Genomic DNA, 18,245 nt, shown 5'->3' on the forward strand with positions numbered 1-18,245 from the left:
TTACTTAATATTGGCGAGAAGATGAGAGAATCGAACTCCCCAAAGAATAGTCAACTATCCTTTCATCTGATTTGAAGTCAGTGGCGATCACCAGATACGCTAATCTTCCAAAGCGATAATTATAGCGATTTTTAATGAAAAACAAAATAAATTTACCAATATTCTTTTTGACTTCATGTTAAATTTAAGCTATAATCTCACTCTTTTTTAGCATCAATTTTGATGATTACATTTTTAGGATCTTTCTTTGAATTCTTTTAAACAAAAATATTTAATCAATTTTTGGGACAATTCCCGTTCTATGATTGCACTTGGAATTTTAAGTGCAGTGTATTTTGGGATTTTTGGTGGCGTTTGGGCTGTTACTGGAGAAATGACGCGTTGGGGTGGTGAGTTTTTAGAGTTTTTAGGTATGAATTTAGATGGATATTCTTATTACCAAAAGCAAAATTTAAATGGAACCCCTTTAACAAGAACTGATGGTATTATGCTCATAGGTATGTTTATAGGTTGTTTAGTAGCCGCACTTTTAGCTAACAAAGTCAAATTTCGTCTACCTGCTAGCAATATAAGAATTTTTCAAGCAATAGTAGGTGGAATTCTTTCAGGATATGGAGCAAGACTTGCATTTGGATGCAATTTAGCTAATTTTTTTACAGGTTTACCTTATTTTTCTTTACACACTTGGCTTTTTACTGTTTTTATGGTTTTAGGAATTTATCTAGGAGTGAAAATTTGCAACACTTCCTTTTTTAAACCTAAAGCTAAATTAGAACGTGTAAATAAAGAAAACTTACCGTTAAACAAGCAAAGTTTGCGTACAAAATTATATTTTAACTTAGGCATATTGCTTTTCATAGCCTTTTTAGTTTGGGTGTTTTATCTTGTTTTTACAAATGGCAATATCAGCACACAAAACAAACAAAGTCTTCTAGCTTTAGCACTGATTTTTGGTTTTGTTTTTGGCTTTGTTATTTCTAGAGGGCAAATTTGTTTTACTTCTTGCTTTAGAGATTTATTTTTATTTGGTAGAGATAATGCTATAAAAGGTGCATTAATCAGTATGATTATCGCCTCTTTAATCGCTTTTGCTTTTATCTTGCAAGGTCATACTAGCAAACTCATAGAACTTTCTCCTGCTGTAGCTGTAGGAGCATTTTTGTTTGGTTTTGGTATAGTTTTTGCCGGAAGTTGTGAGTGTGGTTGGGCTTATCGTGCCTTTGAAGGACAAAGTCATTTTATGATAGTAGGAATTGCAAATATAATAGGAACTATGATTTTAGCTTTAAGTTATGACTTTTTACCAAAAGCTTTTAAAGAAGGTATAAAAATCAATCTTTTAACTGAATTTGGCAATTTAAATGGATTTTTTATCAACCTTATTTTATTCATCTTAATGTTTGTTTTTGTAGTATTTTACAAAAAACACTTTTTTAAAAATCAACTTAAAGGATAAACAGTGAAAATTACTTATAGTTTAAATTTACAAGGTGAAGCTTGCCCTTATCCTGCTATAGCAACACTTGATGTCTTACCTAAGCTTAAAAGTGGAGAAATTTTAGAAGTACTTTGCGATTGCTCACAAAGTATCAATTCCATACCTCAAGATGCAAAAAACCGTGGTTTTGAAGTGCTTGAAATCGATCAAAGTGGACCCACACTAAGATTTTTAATCCAAAAGCCTTAAAAATATTAATTTTTAAGCTTTAAAAAAATAGTGAGAATATTCATCTAAAATTATTCTCTCTCTAAACCTTAATCATTCAAGCTCACGCACCAAGTTATCAATTCTATTTCTTAAAACACTTTGGCGTTTTACAATCTCTTCTATTTCTTTATTTAGTACTTTTATGTCGATTATCTCTCTTGTATCTTTTGCTTCTACATAGCTTGATACGCTTAAGTTATAATCATTTTTTGCGATCTCTTCAATGCTTACAAGCTTAGTTAAATGTGGTACTTCTTTTCTATCTTTATAAAGTTTTAAGATATTTTCTAAGTTTTCCTTGCTTAGCATATTTTTATTAGTTACTTTGATCAATTCTTCATTTGCATTGATAAATAGTGTATTTTTATCAGTTTTATTCTTTCTAAGCACCAAAATACACACCGCAATGCTTGTGCCAAAAAAGAGATTTGGTGCTAGAGAGATCACACAATCTACAAAGTTTTCTTCTATCATATATTTTCTTATATCTCTCTCTGCTCCACCTCTATACATTACCCCAGGAAAGCAGACAATTGCTGCACTTCCTTTCTCGCTAAGCCAAGAGAGTGAGTGCATCACAAAAGCCAAGTCAGCTTTTGAAGTGGGTGCTAAAACCCCTGCTTTGTTAAATCTCTCATCATTGATTAAAAGTGCATTGTCTTTGCCCTCCCATTTGGTACTATAAGGCGGATTGCTAACTATTGCATCAAAAGGCTCTAGCTCTTTATGATTTTCACTAGGATTTATCAAAGTATCGCCGTGTGCGATATCAAAGCGTGTATAATTTACATCATGTAAGAACATATTCATTCTAGCAAGGTTGTAGGTAGTGATATTGATCTCTTGCCCAAAATAGCCCTTTTTAGGATCGCTTTTTAGTGATTTTTTGTATTGCAAAAGTAGCGATCCACTCCCACAAGCAGGATCGTAGACTTTATTTGGCTTAGCATTATTATACAAAGTAATTTCTACCAAAAGTTTGCTTACTTCTTGTGGAGTGAAAAACTCTCCCCCGCTTTTACCCGCATTACTTGCATACATTGTCATTAAAAACTCATAAGTATCACCAAAAGCATCGATCTCATTTTCATTATAGTGCAAATCAAGCTCACTTATTGTTTCCATAATCTTTAAAATCTTTTTATTACGCTCTTTATTATCCGCTCCAAGTTTATTAGAGTAGAGATCCAAATCATCAAAAAGCCCTTTAAAACTTTTTTCGCTCTCACTTCCATTAGCACTAGATTCTATCTCTTTAAAAACTACACTTAGTTTTTCATTTAAATTTTCTAATTTTGCATTTTTAAACATATTTGAAAAAAGATGGCTTGGCTTTATAAAAAATCCTTTAGCATTAATGATTGTATCTCTACCATTTTCTGCCATCTCATCGCTTAAATTTTCATAATCTTGCTCAAAAGATTTTAAAACATAATTTTTTAGATTCTCGCAGATAAAATAATAAAATAAAAATCCCAAAACATAACTTTTAAAATCCCAGCCATCGACACTTCCACGCAAATCATTTGCTATCTTCCAAATGGTTTTGTGTAATTCTTCTCTCTCTACAACGCTTTTCATATGGCTTCCTTAAAAGTTAATAATTGATTTCTATAGTATTCATACTGCTTTTTTCTTGCTTCTATCTCTGCGGGGATTCCACTTTGTAAATCCGTGGTAAGTGCGTGGAATTTATCTAAAATGCTAACAATTTTTTCTTGGGTTTCTAGTGAAGGAATTGGGATCTGGAATTGCTTAAGCCTTTCAATGCTTAATCGCATTACCTTAGTTCCTTGTGCGTATTTTTTCTTATATTCTATAAATTGTTCGCCTTGAAACACATAACCCACATATTTAGGATTTAAAGAATGAGAGAAAGCAAAACTATCTCCGCTAATGCATACATCACTTTCACCTAAATATACAACCGTTTTGCAAATATCTTCTATATTTTCACTAGCACCCGCAATAACTAAATCACCTTTTTTAGCCTTTTTGAGTTTTTTAGCATTTTCGGCACTAACAAAACTTTTAGTGGTGTGCGTATAGTTCTCATAATAAGTATGAATCTGTCCGTAATGAATGCAAGGGATTCCAGAATCTAGCAAATCCTTTTTTTGCAAACCATTTCCGCGAGTAAATTTTCCTATTTCCCCTAACATTTTTAGCTTATACCCCCCCCCCATTAGTTTTTAGATACTCAAAAGATAAAAGCTTGTTGCGATAATACTCATATTGACGGCGGCGGGCTTCTAGCTCTGCTTCTAGCTCTGCTTCTAGCTCTGTAAAAGCATCTAGAATCTTTACTATCTCTTCTTGAATTTCAAGCGGTGGGATAGGGATTTGGAGATTTTTCCACTTGGGTTGAGTTAAACCAAATCTAGTAATTCCTTGTGCATTTTTTAAAATTTGTTTTCGCAGATTCTCAGAATCAAAACAATATCTCAAAAAATAAGGATTAATTTGTCTATTGAAAATCCTAAAACGCATAATATGATAACTATAACAAACATTAGGCATATCTTCAATTGCAACAGAAGCAAAACCAATTTCATTAATATTCTCAGACGATGGAGTAATAAATAAATCATTTTTTAAAATATTACATTTTTGTATTTCAGCTTCTGAGGCAGTTACTTTCATTGAAGGAATATTTTTATTAATATAGTGATTATTCATCACATCTAAAAAATTTAAAAGAAAAACTTCTTTTTGGTTTTCTCTTATTTTTTTATCAACTCCTGTATTTGACAACTCCCCAATTTCCCATAAACTCTTAAACTCCACGCCATTAGGACAAAGCTCATTTAATAATTTTTCTATTTTATTCATTCTCTTCCTTTTTAAGAAAAACTACAAATTTATCAAAAAAACTCTTAAGTTTATTAATGATTTGTTGTCGTTTTTCGTCATTTCCTTCACTCTTTGGAGCAAAAGGATTAATAAGCGGTAAAAGTCTTCCTATGCCCTCTCCTTTATCTTGGAAGAAATTTAGCCCAAAGGCTTCATCTAAATATTCTTTTGTCAAATGTTCATTTAAATTTTCATCTTCTATGATTTTTTGTAATTCTTGCTCTTTTTTTCTTTGCATAAAACTTTCAAAAAGGCTTTTATAATCGCTATTTTTATTATGATCAATCTCATTTAAAAACCCTTCGATTAGCTCTTTTTTATCCCTTAGGCTTGGGTTTGAAATAATGGTTTTTAAAATATTTTCTTTTGTCTTTTCTTTGGAATCTTTGTGATACTCTTCAAGCAAGAACAATATAAAGTCTACATTGATCTCATTTTGTTTAATCAGCTCGATTTCAAAGATTAAATCATCATTGATATTTTCTTTTTCCACTCTTTTTTTAATTTTGATTGCAGTATAAAGCTCTAAATAGTAGCTTTGATAGTCTTGTTTATCTCTGATGTTTAAAGGGTTTTTAAATTCATCAAAGAGATTTAAAATATTTTCTAGTTTTAAAATTTCATTGAAAATTTTAATGAATTCTTTTTGCTCTTTTTCGCTTTTTAATGGAAAATTTAAAAGTTCAAATTTTTGTTTTAATTCATCCACTAACGCACTATATTTTTCAAAATAAAAAGCAAAATTTTCTAGCAAAACAATGCTTGATGCTTTTTCATCACCAAACATTTTTAAGCTTTCATTTGTGGCATTTTCTAAATCTCTAAAACACACGACATTGCCGCAATTTTTTTGCTCATTTAAGATTCTATTGGTGCGTGAAAAAGCCTGGAGTAGTCCGTGGTATTTGAGATTTTTATCCACATAAAGAGTATTGATCGTTTTAGAATCAAAGCCTGTTAAAAACATATTAACAACTATAAGCAAATCTAGCTCTTTATTTTTAAGCTTTTGGGATATATCTTTATAATAATTGTCAAATTTTTCTAAGCTAAAATCACTTTTAAAATAACTATTATAATCTTTTATCGCATTGCTTAAAAACTCTTTTGCACTTTGACTATCACTTGCAAACTCATCTAAATCTTCATTTTGTTCATAAGAGTAAATAATGCCAACTTTTAAATCTTGTTTGTTTTGTTTTAATTGTCTGCTAAATTCTTCATAATATTTTTTGGCAAAATCCACACTAGCAGTAGCAAAAATAGCATTAAAACCTTGCACTCTTTGATTTTTAAGCATATAAGCGTTTTGTCTTTTGGTGTGACGATTAAAATTCTCTAAAATATAGCTTGTGATTTTTTCTATTCTTTCATCATTTAAAAGGCTTGATTCTCTATCAATGGTTAGAATTTTCTTATCTGAATCACTTTCAATTTGCTTCATTGTAGAATGATAACTTACTTTAAAAGGTAAGACATTTTTATCTTTTATCGCATTTAAAATCGTATAGGAATGCAAACAAGTACCAAAAGTGCTTTGCGTGGTTTTAAGCTCTAAATTTTTATCACTATTAACAAAATAATTTTTGCTAGCATTTTCTTCAAAAATCGGCGTGCCAGTAAAACCAAAAATATAGTATTTTTTAAATTTCTTGATAATTTGTTCGTGCATTAAGCCAAATTGACTTCTATGGCATTCATCAAAAATAAAGACGATTTCAGAATCAAAAATGCGAGAATTTTCATATTTTTGCACGAATTTTGAAAGCTTTTGAATTGTGGTAATGATAATTTTCTCATCTTCTTTTGTGCTTTCTATGCGACGCTTTAGCTCATTGGTATTTTTAGTGGCATTAGCTGCACCTTTTTCAAATTTATCATATTCTTTTTGCGTTTGATAGTCTAAATCTTTCCTATCTACAACAAAAAGCACTTTTTGAATAAAGTTTAGTTTTGTGGCTAAAATCGCTGTTTTAAAGGAAGTTAAAGTCTTTCCGCTTCCTGTGCTATGCCATATATAGCCCCCTGCTTCTACACTGCCATAATGTTTGTGATTATGGGCGATTTTAATTTTATCTATAATCCTCTCACTTGCTGCGATTTGATAAGGACGCATGATAAGCAATTCATTATCTGCATTAAAAACACAATATTTTGTAAGGATATTAAGCAAATTTCTTTTAGCTAAAAAGGTTTTTGCAAAGTCTTCTAAATCTTCGATAATATTGTTTTTAGCATCTGAAAAACTCATACAAAAAGCATAATTATCGTTTTGTGATTTTTTAGCTTTGTGCTGGTTTGTGTTGCTATAGTATTTAGTAAGTGTGCCATTTGAAATAATAAAAATTTGCACAAATTCATAAAGTGCATTGCGCTCTAAAAAGCTTTCTTTTTGATAACGCCTGATTTGATTGAAAGCTTCTTTTAGATTCACCCCACGCCTTTTTAGCTCAATATGCACCAAAGGCAGTCCATTTACTAAAATGCTAACATCATAGCGATTTTTAAATTCTCCATTTTCATTTTTTAACTGCGAGATAACTTGAAGGTGATTATTAATAGGATTAACTCTATCTATCAAAATAATATTTTTCTTGCTTCCATCTTCTTTTTCAAGTGTAAGTGTAAAACCATCGCTTTGAAGCATTTTAGTTTTATCTTCAAAAGTTAGCTTAAGATTAGTGATATTTTGCTTATAAAAACTTTCCCATTCTGTCGGTGAAAAAGAGATATTATTAAGCCTTTGAAGTTGTAATTTAAAATTAGATTCAAGATCGTTTATATCGCTTAAATTTAATCGCTCATAGCCTTGAAGTGTAAGTTCTTTAATAAGAAATCTTTCTAAATCCTCTTCGCTTTGATAAGCTTTTGGCTCTTTTGGTGTGAATTTATATTCTGTAATAATAGTAGTGTTGTCATTTTGCGTCATTAAATCATTCATAAAAAAACCTAAAAATATAATTTAGGAAATTATACACAATTATCCCTACAAAAGTAGGGATTTTTAGAGATTTTCAAAGCTCTTTTAACATCCTTTCATAAGCAGCTTTAGTTCCTGAGCGGACATTAGTAAGTAAACTTGCAATAATAATCACCACCGAAGCTGCTAAAAATCCTGGAACTATTTCATAAAGACCCGAATTTGCAAAATTCTTCCAAAGTACCACAGTAGCAGCTCCTGTTATCATACCTAAAATCGCTCCTACTCTTGTCATCCTACTCCAAAATAAAGAAAAAAGCATTACAGAACCAAAAGAAGCTCCAAATCCAGCCCATGCATAAGAAACTATACTCAAAACACTTGAGTTTTTATCAGTAGAAATCAAAAACGCTATTACAGCTACTAATAAAACACCTAATTTACCTAAATTTAATACAACATGACTTGGCGCATCTTCTCTAAAAATCTTTTTATAAAAATCTTCTGCTATAGTAGAACTTGAAACTAATAATTGTGAACTTGCCGTACTCATAATAGCCGCTAAAATAGCACTGAGTAAAATACCTGCTATCCAAGGATTAAATAAAAGTTGCGACATCACGATGAAAATCTTTTCAGGATCTTGCAAACTTAATTCAAATTTATACACATAAGCTATACCCAAAATACCTATCATACAAGCACTTAAAAGACAAACCGCCATCCAAGCAATACCTATAAAAGTGGCCATAGGAATATCTTTAGTAGAACGAATCGACATAAAACGCACTAAAATATGTGGTTGACCAAAATAACCCAAACCCCAAGCAAGTGCAGATATAATGCTTATAACTCCTACTCCTTCGCCCATAGATAAAGCTTGTGGCTTTATTTCTCTTACTATATTCATCGCTTCACCAAAGCCACCTAAATGATAAAGCATAACCAAAGGCACAATGATTAAAGCCATCATCATTAAAAGCCCTTGTATCATATCCGTCCAACAAACTGCCTTATATCCACCTAAAAAAGTATAAGCAACAATAATAATCGTTCCAGTAGTTAAAGCATAATCATATCTGATACCAAAAGTACTTTCAAAAAGTTTTGCTCCACTTACAAGCCCTGATGAAACATAAAAGGTAAAAAATATCAAAATTACCACCGCACATACGATGCGCAGTATATGTTTATCATCATCAAAACGAGTTTCAAAATAATCAGGAATAGTCAAAGAATTTGCAATCACGCTGGTATAAATTCTAAGTCTTTTTGCCACAAAAATCCAATTTAAACTAGCCCCTATAGTAAGCCCGATCGCAATATAAGAATCTATAAAACCACTTACATATAAAGCTCCTGGTAATCCCATTAAAAGCCAACCACTCATATCAGAAGCCCCTGCGCTAAGTGCAGATATCACAGGCCCCATAGTACGCCCACCTAAAAAATAATCCTCTGAATTTTTATTTTGTTTATAAAAATAAAAACCTATATAAAGCATCAATAAGGCATATACTACAAACATCACTGCTATTGGGGTATTAATTTGAACCACTTCCATCAATCTCTCCTTAATCATTAAGATATCGCTCTAATGCCTAAATTTCCATAGCGATGAAAAGATATACTTAAAGCTTTTTCATTAAAATAATTTAAAAGTTCAAAACGACCATTTAACAATGGCTTTTCTCTTATGATGATTTTAGCAAGCTTTGCAGCCTCTTTATAAATCTCATCATTTACATCTGGCTTTGCCAAATAACGCACTCTTTCATATTCTTTAATGCTCTTGATAAAATTTTCTTTATTTTCTTTTAAAAATAGTACTTTTGCTCCTATACTTTGAACAATTTGTTCCATCATACTAATATCTTGTTCATCATAACTAATACTTAGATCAATATTTGCAATATTTGCACCTAAAATCACCCCTAAAACATCTTTTAAGCTTTCATTTCCACAAAGTCTTAAAACCATATTCTTTATTTTAGTATAAGAAAAAAGATTATCTTCTCCACGAATATTGACATAATCTTTTGAAACACTAAACTCATTTTTATAATGATAAGCATAAGATTGAGACATTTTAATTAAATCGTTCATAAAATCTTGTGATTCTTTTAAATCTATTTGTGCTAATTTTTTTGAAAATTTATCTTCAATTAAATGATCATCAAAATCTTCTTGCTTAATCTCTAAAAATTGAGTGATATAATTATAAATTCCCACTTTTCTACCCAAACCTATGGCAGATTTTTTAATCCCACCAAAAGGTTGACGCAGAACTATAGCCCCTGTGGTTGGTTTATTGATATAAATATTTCCTGCTTCTATATGAGTGTGAAAATACTCCCATTCTCTTTCATCTAAGCTTTCAAAACCTGCAGTTAAACCATAACCTGTGGAATTTACTATATCAATAGCTTCTTTTAAGTCTTTAGCTTTCATTACACTTAAAATCGGCACAAAAAGTTCATTCATATGGGTAAAATCACCCTTTTTAGTGCCGTATTTTATGCCTGGAGTCATTAAATAAGGATTATCCTCTAAAAACTTAGGTTTTAATGCCCATTCTTCATAAGGTTGTAATTCATCCAAAGCCTTTTGAACTTTAGAACTTGGCTTATCAGCTAAAGCACCTAATTTATTTTTAAATTCAAAAGGACTGCCCACTGCCATAGAACTTGCAGCATCCACTAAAGTCTTTTTAAATTCTTCATCATGATAAACCTCTTCTTCTAAGACTAGCAAAGAAGTAGCTGAGCATTTTTGACCGCTATTGCTAAACGCAGAATGAATGATATTTTTAATCGCACTATCACGATCAGCAAATTTAGAAACTATAGTCGCATTCTTTCCTCCCGTTTCAGCACTTAAAAGCAAGGTTGGATTAGCTTTTAACATAGCATAAGCAGTATCCTCTCCTCCTGTAAGAATTGAAAATTTAATCGCTTCATCAACAAGTAAATATTTAGAAATATCGCTTCCTTTTGAAGGTAAGAAAATCAAAGCATCTTTTGGAATACCTGCATCCCAAAAACACTTACAAAGCATATAACCTGTTAGGGTTGAAAGTGAAGAAGGTTTGTAAATCACCACATTACCTGCAGCTAGTGGTGCAGCTATGGTACCCACTGAAATCCCTATAGGAAAATTCCAAGGAGCTATGGTAACCCCTATGCCCTTAGGCGTGAATTTAACTTTTGGATTTTGTTTTTTAAGCTCTTCTAAAGAGTGCGGATAAAACTCTATAAAATCGATAGCCTCACTTACTTCAGGATCGATCTCTAAAAAGGTTTTGCCCACCTCTAAAGCTGCCAAACCTATCAAATCTCCCCTTCTTTCTCTCATAAGTTTTGCACTTTTAGCTAAAATTTGATAAATTTCATCATGACTTTTTTGTGTATATTTGGAATTTTTAGCTACTTCTAAAGCTTGTTTAATTTCTTTTTCCCCTGCTAAATAAGCCTTTCCTATAACTCTATCTTCGATCTTATCTTTAACTTCTAAAACATTTAAATTTTCTGCTTTAAAATCAAGTTCGCCTATAACAGGATAAACATCATAATCTTTTAAATTTTCATATTTAGTTTTAATTTCTTTAGCCCACGCTCTATTTTGTGCTAAAATAAAATCCGTATCGCTTTCATTGCTAAATTTTTTACTTTCATAAGAACTTATGATATTTGATTCTTTATTTCTATCTTGCTTACGATGTGTAGTATTATCAAGAGTTTTTATGCCTTCTAAAGATTTTAAAAAAAGTTCTTTTTGGATATTCCAGTTCTTATCTCCTACTTTAAGATTGAAAAAATAACGCATAAAATTATCTTCACTTGTATTTTCATCAAGGCGTCTTACAAGATAAGCAATAGCATTGTTAAAATGTGCTTCATCGCAAACTGGGGCATAAAGGATTAGATCATGCATTTTAGATAATTCATAAGAACATTGCAAACTCATACCTTCAAGCATTTCAAAAGTAAAAGAATCCAAAGCACCCACTTCACTTATGCGTGTATAAGCATAAGCAATCTCAAAGATATTATGACTTGCAATTCCTATGTTGATGTATTTATAATTATCTCCTTCAAGAATAAAATCAAGCATTTTATTATAATTACTATCAGTATCTATTTTTTTGTAAAAAGTAGGAAGCTCCCAACCCCTTTGAGACGCAATGGTTTCTTCACTTTCCATATTAGCACCCTTAACAAAACGGATCTTAATAGGCTTCATACCTTTTAAAACCCTCTCTTTTGAAAAAGCAAAAAGTTTTTTAAGATACTTATAAGAATCAGGAATATAAGCTTGCAAAACAATCCCTGCTTTAATATCAAATTTAGCCACACTTTCCATAAAAGCTGCAACGGTGAGCTCTAAATCCCTAAATTCTTCCATATCAAGATTGATAAATTTAGATACACCTTGTTTTTTTTCTTCTTCTAAGGCTAAAGCATAAAGATAATCTAGTCTTTTTACGACCTCTTCTTTGGAATAATTAAAATCTATAATATTAATTTGTGAAAAAATAGTAGTAATTTTTATGGAAATATAAGTGATATAGCTTGATTTTAAGGCTTCTTCGTATTTTTGCATACGATATTTACTCTCAGCTTCACCTAAAACCTCTTCGCCGATTAAATTCACATTTAAGGTAATTTTATCTTGCTCTTTTCTTTTCTTAATATGTGGTTCTAAAACACTAAGATTTGCATCTAGAACCATAGCTTTAGTATCTTCTCTTAAATGTTTGACAAAAAAAGGTACACTTAAATTAGGAGCAAATTTGCCAAAATTTAAAAAGCTAAAAAGTAGGAATTTTTCAAAAGTGCTAAAAAAATCCGCTATGCCATATTTACTCAAAGTATATTCTATAAGCTCAAAACTTGCATTTTTATCTTTACATCTAAAAGAACGATCTAAAAGCTCTATAAGCATAACTTTATTTTTGGGATTATTAAGAAGTTTTTGCATTTTAGCATGAAATTCTTTTTCAGAATTTGAAATATTGGCTTCTATTTGTCCTTGTAATTCTTCAGCTAAGGCTAAAGCTTTTTGTATCATTTCGTATCTCCTAAGATAAAATAAATTTTAATAAATAATATATAAATAAGATAAAAATAATATTTTAAATCATAGAAAATGTATAAAAAATGATAAAAAAAATTTTAATGGGTATATAAGTAACAAAAATTAAGAAATGATAATATCATTTTCTTGCTTATTTACAACCTTAGCAATAATTTTAGCTTGAATATTTTCATCTTCTAGTTTTTTTAAACATTCTAAGGAATCTTTTTCACTTATAGAAATTAAAAGTCCTCCTGAAGTTTGTGGATCACAAAGTAATAATTTTTCTTCATTTAAATCAGGGGTAAGTTCTTTTATAAATTCTAAATTTTTATAAGCTCCAGCAGGAATTAAACCCATATTAAAATACTCTTTTACTCCATCTAAAAAAGGAAGTTCACTTTCAAAAATTTCAAAAGAAATATTTTTATTTAGCATTTCTTTTAAATGTCCTAAAAGTCCAAAACCTGTAACATCACTCATGGCGCTTGGATGAAATTTAAGAGCAATTTGACTGGCTTTATAATTTAACTCCATCATGTTTTTAAGCATTATATCTAAATGTTTTTGATTTAACATTTGCGCCTTTAAAGCTGTACTTAAAATTCCTGTTCCTAAAGGCTTGGTTAAAATGATACAATCTCCAACTTTAGAAGTATTATTAGCAATAAATTTACTAGGATGTACTTTTCCTGTAACACTAAGTCCAAAAAAAAGCTCGGTGCTTTCTATAGTATGGCCACCCACGACTAAAGCATTACATTCTTTAACTTTATCATTTGCACCTTCTAAAAGCTCTTTTAAGATGTTTAAATCATGATTGCAAGTATCAAAACCTACTATATTTAAGGCATTAATTACCTCTGCACCCATAGCAAAAACATCGCTTAAAGCATTTGCTGCAGCAATAGCACCAAAATGATAAGCACTATCTACTATAGGAGTGATAAAATCAAGCGTTTGCACCAAAGCTAAATCGGGGCTGATTTGATATACGCTTGCATCTTCATTATTTCCGATATCACTAAGTAAAGCAGGAGTTTTTTGCATGAAATTTAAAATTGTTTTAAGACCACCCGGGCTTAATTTCGCTGCTCAGCCTGCTGCTTTAACAAAATGCGTTAAATTTTGATTTTTATATTGCAGTGTTTTTCCTTATAGAGTAATGATTTTTGCTTTACCAAAAAGCTCGTTTAAAATTTCATAAGCATTGCCTATATTTCCTATTTTAAGTTCTTTGCTTTTATTAAAAAATTCTAGACAAGCTCCACAACTTATGATCTCAATACCTAAATTTTCAAGTTCTTTCATAGCTAAATGTGCTTTATGATTTTCATCAACATTGATTAAAACACTTTCATTTACGCAAAGAATTTTACTTGGAGCATGATCTAAATTTTTTAAGGTACTTAAAAATCCTACAAGTAAATTTTGTCCCAATTCACCCTCACCCACTTTGTCGGTTTTTAAAAATAAAACATTATAATCGTGAACATTTATTTCACTAGAATTAAAATTCTTTTTTTGTACTTTGATGCAAAACTCTTGTGCATTTTCATCTATAATAGGATTTAAATTTAAAGAGTTAAGAAATTTTACAACATTATTTTTTGAAATAATAGAATTTAAAACAATTTCTAAAATTTCATTTTCTTGAAGTTTTTCAAGAGCGTTTTTTGTTTCAACTATAGGCTGAGGACAAGAAAGATTGCGACAATCAATTTTCATTATTTTTCCTTAATATTAGCTTTGAAAAATAATATTATTTTATTACTTGTTTTGTGTTTAAAAATTTTAAATAATATAGAAAAAATTCAAAAGCTCAAAAATGAGCTTTTTTAAAATCTTTTTTTATTCACATCTTCAAGAATTGCTGCAGCAATTTGATTGACTTCATTTGTTATATTATTGGTAACATTTGCAACTTCGACATTTTCCTTAGTTACAGTTTCAAGTTGTGCTATAGCATCGTTAATCTGTGTGATTCCTGCTGTTTGTTCTTTTACAGATTCTGCTACTTCATTTACGCTTTGAACAAGTATATTAATATTTGCCTCGATTTCAGATAAGGATTTTCCTGTTCTTTCCGCAAGCTGTCTTACCTCATCTGCAACAACTGCAAAACCACGCCCATGTTCTCCAGCACGTGCAGCTTCAATAGCTGCATTTAAAGCAAGAAGATTCGTTTGCTCAGCGATATCTTTAATCACATTGACAATATTTTTTATATCATCAGCTTGCGAAGCAACCTCAACTGTTTTTCCACTTACATTTTGCATAGAAGAATTAATCTCCTCTACAGCTGCAGCCGATTGTTCTAAAGAACTCGCTTGTGCATTAGAGCCATCAGCAAGTTTTTGCATAGAATTTTTTAACTCTTCTGACTGATTGGCTAAATCTTTAGCAAAATTTGAAGAAGCTACAAGCATCTTTTTAATTTCTTTACCTAAAATATTAGTTGTAATCTCAACTTCGCCTTTAGCATCAAGCACCTCTGTGCTAAAATCAAGCGCTTTATAACTATCAAAAACTCTATTAATTTCATTCATATTAGAACCAATTTTACTTTGCAAAACATCAAGCATTCTATTAAGAACATTTTTAAGTTCTACTAATTGAGGGTTTATAGGATTTTTAGTAATTCTTGCAGTTAAATTACCTTTTTCGATTTCTTTAGCAGTTTGCACCGATTCATCTACAGCATTTTGATCTTGCTCTAAAGATATTTGAATCTTTTCAATATTTTCATTTATGATTCTTCCCATTGCCCCTAATTCATCATTGGCTCGAATTTTAATTAATTTTAGCTCAATTTTTTCATGATTTAAGAAACGGAAAAAAGATTCTAAAGAGTTAAGAATAATTGGTAATCTTGTTGCAACAATTTTTCTTACGCAATAATAAACCACTCCCAAAACAACAAAAATAAAAATAAAAGATGCGCTAATAATAATTAATTGTAATTTTTTCAAAGGTTCAAAAACTGAATATTTAGGGGCAGTTACCAAAACTGTCCAAGAGCTATCTTGCACTTTAAAACTATTAATCGCGGCATAAGAATCATCACCATCAAAAGCTATATAGTTAAAAACTCCATTTTTTCCTTCGCTCATAGCCTTATAAGTCTCTTGTGCGCCTTTGTTAGGATTGACATCTTTTAAATTTTTTAAAACCAAATTTTTATTAGGATGAATTGCAACAAGACCATCTGAATTTAAAAGAACTCTTAACTCTCCATCATATTTTTGACTCTTGGGATCTAAAAGATAAGTAGCAATAGCCGAAAAATTCAAAGTCATACCGATAACACCTACAACTTGATTCTTTCGGTCAAATATAGGCATAGCAATATTTACAGCATCAAAATCTTGACCTTCTAAATTCATCCTAATAGGACGTCCTATATATACTTTATTTTCCCCATATTTTGCTTTTTTTAATATATCTTGCACAACTTGTAAATTAGCTATTTCATCACTAGCTTGTATTGCTTTTATCCCGCCTTTATTATCCTTTTCTTCATCAACATAAAGCATAACAAATTTTCCACTTTGAGTATTGAAAAATTTACTCTCCTCTTTAAAATATTCTGGCGGATCAATAAGATACAAATAAGTAAAATTAGAATAAGCACTATTATCAAAAGTATTGGTTATAATATTTGTTATACTGTCTATATCTAAATTTTCTTTTGAAGTTGATCTAAACATTTCTGTTAAAGTACCTGAAATACTTTTATTTAAAGCAATCATTTCCCCAAAAATTCCTTGAGTTTGGGTAGCATATTCTTTCGTGATAGAAGCTAGAATATCTTCTGTATTTTTGGTAATATTTTGACTTACTTGTTTTGTGATTAATGAGATTAAAATAATAAGCCCAATAACAACAACAGTTGCTACAGAAAAAATAAGTTTTAAACCTATATTTAAAGATTTAAACATCTTAATAACTCCTAAAAATAAAATTTTGGATTTTATATTTTAACATATTTTTTTAAAAAATAATATTAATTAATTATAAAAATATTATGTATTAGTATTTTTTGATAGAAGATTTATTTTTTTCCTTTTAAAAACAATTCTTTAAAGCGTTTATTAGCGTATTCTTCTATGTCCTTTTGCAAAATAGAGTAATTTTCCATTAATTCTAAAGCTCTAGGAGTAAGTTTTGTTCCTGATTCTTTAGAGCGTCCTTGTCGTGTGCTAACTAAAATTTCTTGAGAATTTTTTTGTAAGGTTTGTAAATGCATCCAAGCTTTTTTATAATTAATCCCCATAAGTTTAGAAGCATGCAATAAACTACCTGTTTGTCCGATAAGCTCTAAAAGTTCTGTTTTTCCTCGTCCAAAAAGCAAATCTCCATCCGCATTTTCAATCCAAGTTTTTGTTCTTACTATAAATTGCTTACCTTTTTTTTCTTTAAAACAACCAAGTTGACAATACTTTACATCAACCTTATAAGCTTTTAAAGCTGAACGCATACTTTTAAGTCCACAACCTTCTTTAGCAATATCTCTTGCATCTTTACAAAAAATTCTACGCTTTTCATCTAAACTAGGTTCTATTTTTTTAAGCACTTCAATCTTTGCTTTTTCAAAATCTAAATGTCCAAATTGCCCCAACTCGCAATTATCAATTCTCATGTGATTTTCATCGGCTAATTGTCCGATTTTTTCTATATTTACATTAAATTTCTTTGCAATTTTAAAAGCCGTACCACAATCTAATTTTTCATTACTATTTAACAATTCTCTCATGTATGAGATGATTTCTTTTTCTTGGTTTTTATCCATGAATTCTAAATTCTCCACTATAAATATTGATCTTATTTTCTCTAGCAAAACCACAAAGCGTTAAATCAAATTTTCTTGCTATCATAACTCCTAAACAAGTAGGAGCCGTGCGTGAAACAAGCACTGGAATTTTATGCATAACTGCTTTAGCTACCATTTCAGAACTTAGCCTTCCACTAACCATTAAAAAACATTGACTTAAATCAACCCCAGCTAAACGCGCCTTTCCTAAAGCTTTATCTATGGTATTATGCTGGGCTATATCTTCACCTATAAAAAAAGTTTTCTCATTTACAAAAAGCTTAGCCGTATGCACACAGCCTGTTTTCTCATAAAGCTCACATTGAGTATAAAAAGTACTCATTTGTTTTAAAATTTCATCTTTGCTAAATTTTATATCAGAACTAATTTTACTCGCTTCAATGGCTTCTAAATCGATATTTGCAGTATGTGCTCTACCACAACCACTTATAACTACGCCTTCAGCATTAAGCTTTGCTAAATTTTCTTTATCAATCTTTGCTTTGATATGCACACTCATACCATCATCTTTTGTTTCTATGTTCTCAATATCGCTTACTTTTGCAATGATATTTTCGCTCATTAAATACCCTATTGCTAATGCCTGTTCATCTACAGGAGTTGCCATTAAAGCGCCTACTCTTTCATCATTAATAAAAATTTCAAGCTTAATTTCACGCACTAAAGTATCATCGCATGTAAAAGATTCATCACCTTTATATTTTAAAATCTGAGTTGTAAATAATGGATCCATACCTTATCCTTTAAATATCTTTAAATAATATTATATCAAAAAAACATAAATAACAAATTTATATATGGAAAAATAGATTTTAGATTCAACTTATAAAATAAAATTCGTTCTATTTATTTCA

12 protein-coding genes, 1 tRNA gene and 1 pseudogene are annotated in these 18,245 nt (G+C 30.3%); 2 read left to right on the forward strand and 12 right to left on the reverse strand.

Features of this window, described 5'->3' with window-relative positions:
- Positions 1–11 precede the first annotated feature (11 nt).
- Positions 12–109, reverse strand: a tRNA-Sec gene (locus AJN60_RS06120).
- 138 nt (positions 110–247) lie between these two features.
- Between AJN60_RS06120 and yedE the strand changes: the two genes are divergently transcribed.
- Both yedE and yedF (AJN60_RS06130) read left to right on the forward strand, forming a co-directional pair.
- Entirely contained in the window at positions 248–1,456 is a 1,209-nt protein-coding gene (gene yedE, locus AJN60_RS06125) for a selenium metabolism membrane protein YedE/FdhT (protein WP_070286097.1), read from the forward strand.
- A 3-nt stretch (positions 1,457–1,459) separates the two neighbouring features.
- Positions 1,460–1,687, forward strand: coding sequence for a sulfurtransferase-like selenium metabolism protein YedF (gene yedF / locus AJN60_RS06130; protein ID WP_070286098.1), 228 nt, complete (start codon positions 1,460–1,462; stop codon positions 1,685–1,687).
- 72 nt (positions 1,688–1,759) lie between these two features.
- On the opposite strand, the gene AJN60_RS06135 is transcribed toward yedF (AJN60_RS06130), so the two are convergent.
- The 11 genes and pseudogenes from AJN60_RS06135 to fdhD all read right to left on the reverse strand — a co-directional run bounded on the left by AJN60_RS06135 (position 1,760) and on the right by fdhD (position 18,124).
- Positions 1,760–3,289, reverse strand: a complete 1,530-nt coding sequence (locus AJN60_RS06135) for a type I restriction-modification system subunit M (protein WP_070286099.1) — start codon at positions 3,287–3,289, stop codon at positions 1,760–1,762.
- Positions 3,286–3,867 (reverse strand): annotated as a pseudogene (locus AJN60_RS09560) (restriction endonuclease subunit S); the annotation flags it as partial. The pseudogene AJN60_RS09560 and the gene AJN60_RS06135, both read right to left, overlap by 4 nt.
- 10 nt (positions 3,868–3,877) lie before the next feature.
- Complete coding sequence (locus AJN60_RS09565; protein WP_070286101.1) at positions 3,878–4,540, reverse strand: restriction endonuclease subunit S; 663 nt, start codon at positions 4,538–4,540, stop codon at positions 3,878–3,880.
- Positions 4,533–7,502: a type I restriction endonuclease subunit R gene (locus AJN60_RS06150; RefSeq protein ID WP_070286102.1), complete on the reverse strand. Its 2,970-nt coding sequence runs from the start codon at positions 7,500–7,502 to the stop codon at positions 4,533–4,535. The genes AJN60_RS09565 and AJN60_RS06150 overlap by 8 nt, the downstream gene beginning before the upstream one ends.
- 73 nt (positions 7,503–7,575) lie before the next feature.
- Complete coding sequence (gene putP / locus AJN60_RS06155; protein ID WP_070274658.1) at positions 7,576–9,045, reverse strand: sodium/proline symporter PutP; 1,470 nt, start codon at positions 9,043–9,045, stop codon at positions 7,576–7,578.
- A gap of 17 nt (positions 9,046–9,062) precedes the next feature.
- Positions 9,063–12,551 (reverse strand): proline dehydrogenase family protein, encoded by a 3,489-nt coding sequence (locus AJN60_RS06160; protein ID WP_070286103.1) that lies wholly within the window; start codon positions 12,549–12,551, stop codon positions 9,063–9,065.
- A 129-nt stretch (positions 12,552–12,680) separates the two neighbouring features.
- Positions 12,681–13,703 carry a selenide, water dikinase SelD gene (gene selD / locus AJN60_RS06165; protein ID WP_079860645.1) on the reverse strand — a complete coding sequence of 341 codons (1,023 nt, stop codon included), beginning with the start codon at positions 13,701–13,703 and terminating at the stop codon, positions 12,681–12,683.
- Between the two features lie 9 nt (positions 13,704–13,712).
- Positions 13,713–14,285, reverse strand: coding sequence for a sulfurtransferase-like selenium metabolism protein YedF (gene yedF / locus AJN60_RS06170; RefSeq protein ID WP_002862157.1), 573 nt, complete (start codon positions 14,283–14,285; stop codon positions 13,713–13,715).
- Between the two features lie 110 nt (positions 14,286–14,395).
- On the reverse strand, positions 14,396–16,498 hold the full coding sequence (gene ccaA, locus AJN60_RS06175; protein ID WP_070286104.1) for an aspartate chemotaxis receptor CcaA: 2,103 nt from the start codon (positions 16,496–16,498) through the stop codon (positions 14,396–14,398).
- Positions 16,499–16,611: 113 nt separating this feature from the next.
- The gene (locus tag AJN60_RS06180) at positions 16,612–17,349 is read right to left on the reverse strand and encodes a winged helix-turn-helix domain-containing protein (protein ID WP_002855349.1); all 738 of its coding nucleotides are present in this window, start codon (positions 17,347–17,349) and stop codon (positions 16,612–16,614) included.
- The gene (fdhD, locus tag AJN60_RS06185) at positions 17,342–18,124 is read right to left on the reverse strand and encodes a formate dehydrogenase accessory sulfurtransferase FdhD (protein WP_070286105.1); all 783 of its coding nucleotides are present in this window, start codon (positions 18,122–18,124) and stop codon (positions 17,342–17,344) included. The genes AJN60_RS06180 and fdhD overlap by 8 nt, the downstream gene beginning before the upstream one ends.
- Positions 18,125–18,245: the final 121 nt, after the last annotated feature.

Origin of the sequence: Campylobacter sp. BCW_4323 (assembly GCF_001763115.1) — a bacterium.
In the GTDB taxonomy this organism is placed as follows: domain Bacteria; phylum Campylobacterota; class Campylobacteria; order Campylobacterales; family Campylobacteraceae; genus Campylobacter_D; species Campylobacter_D jejuni.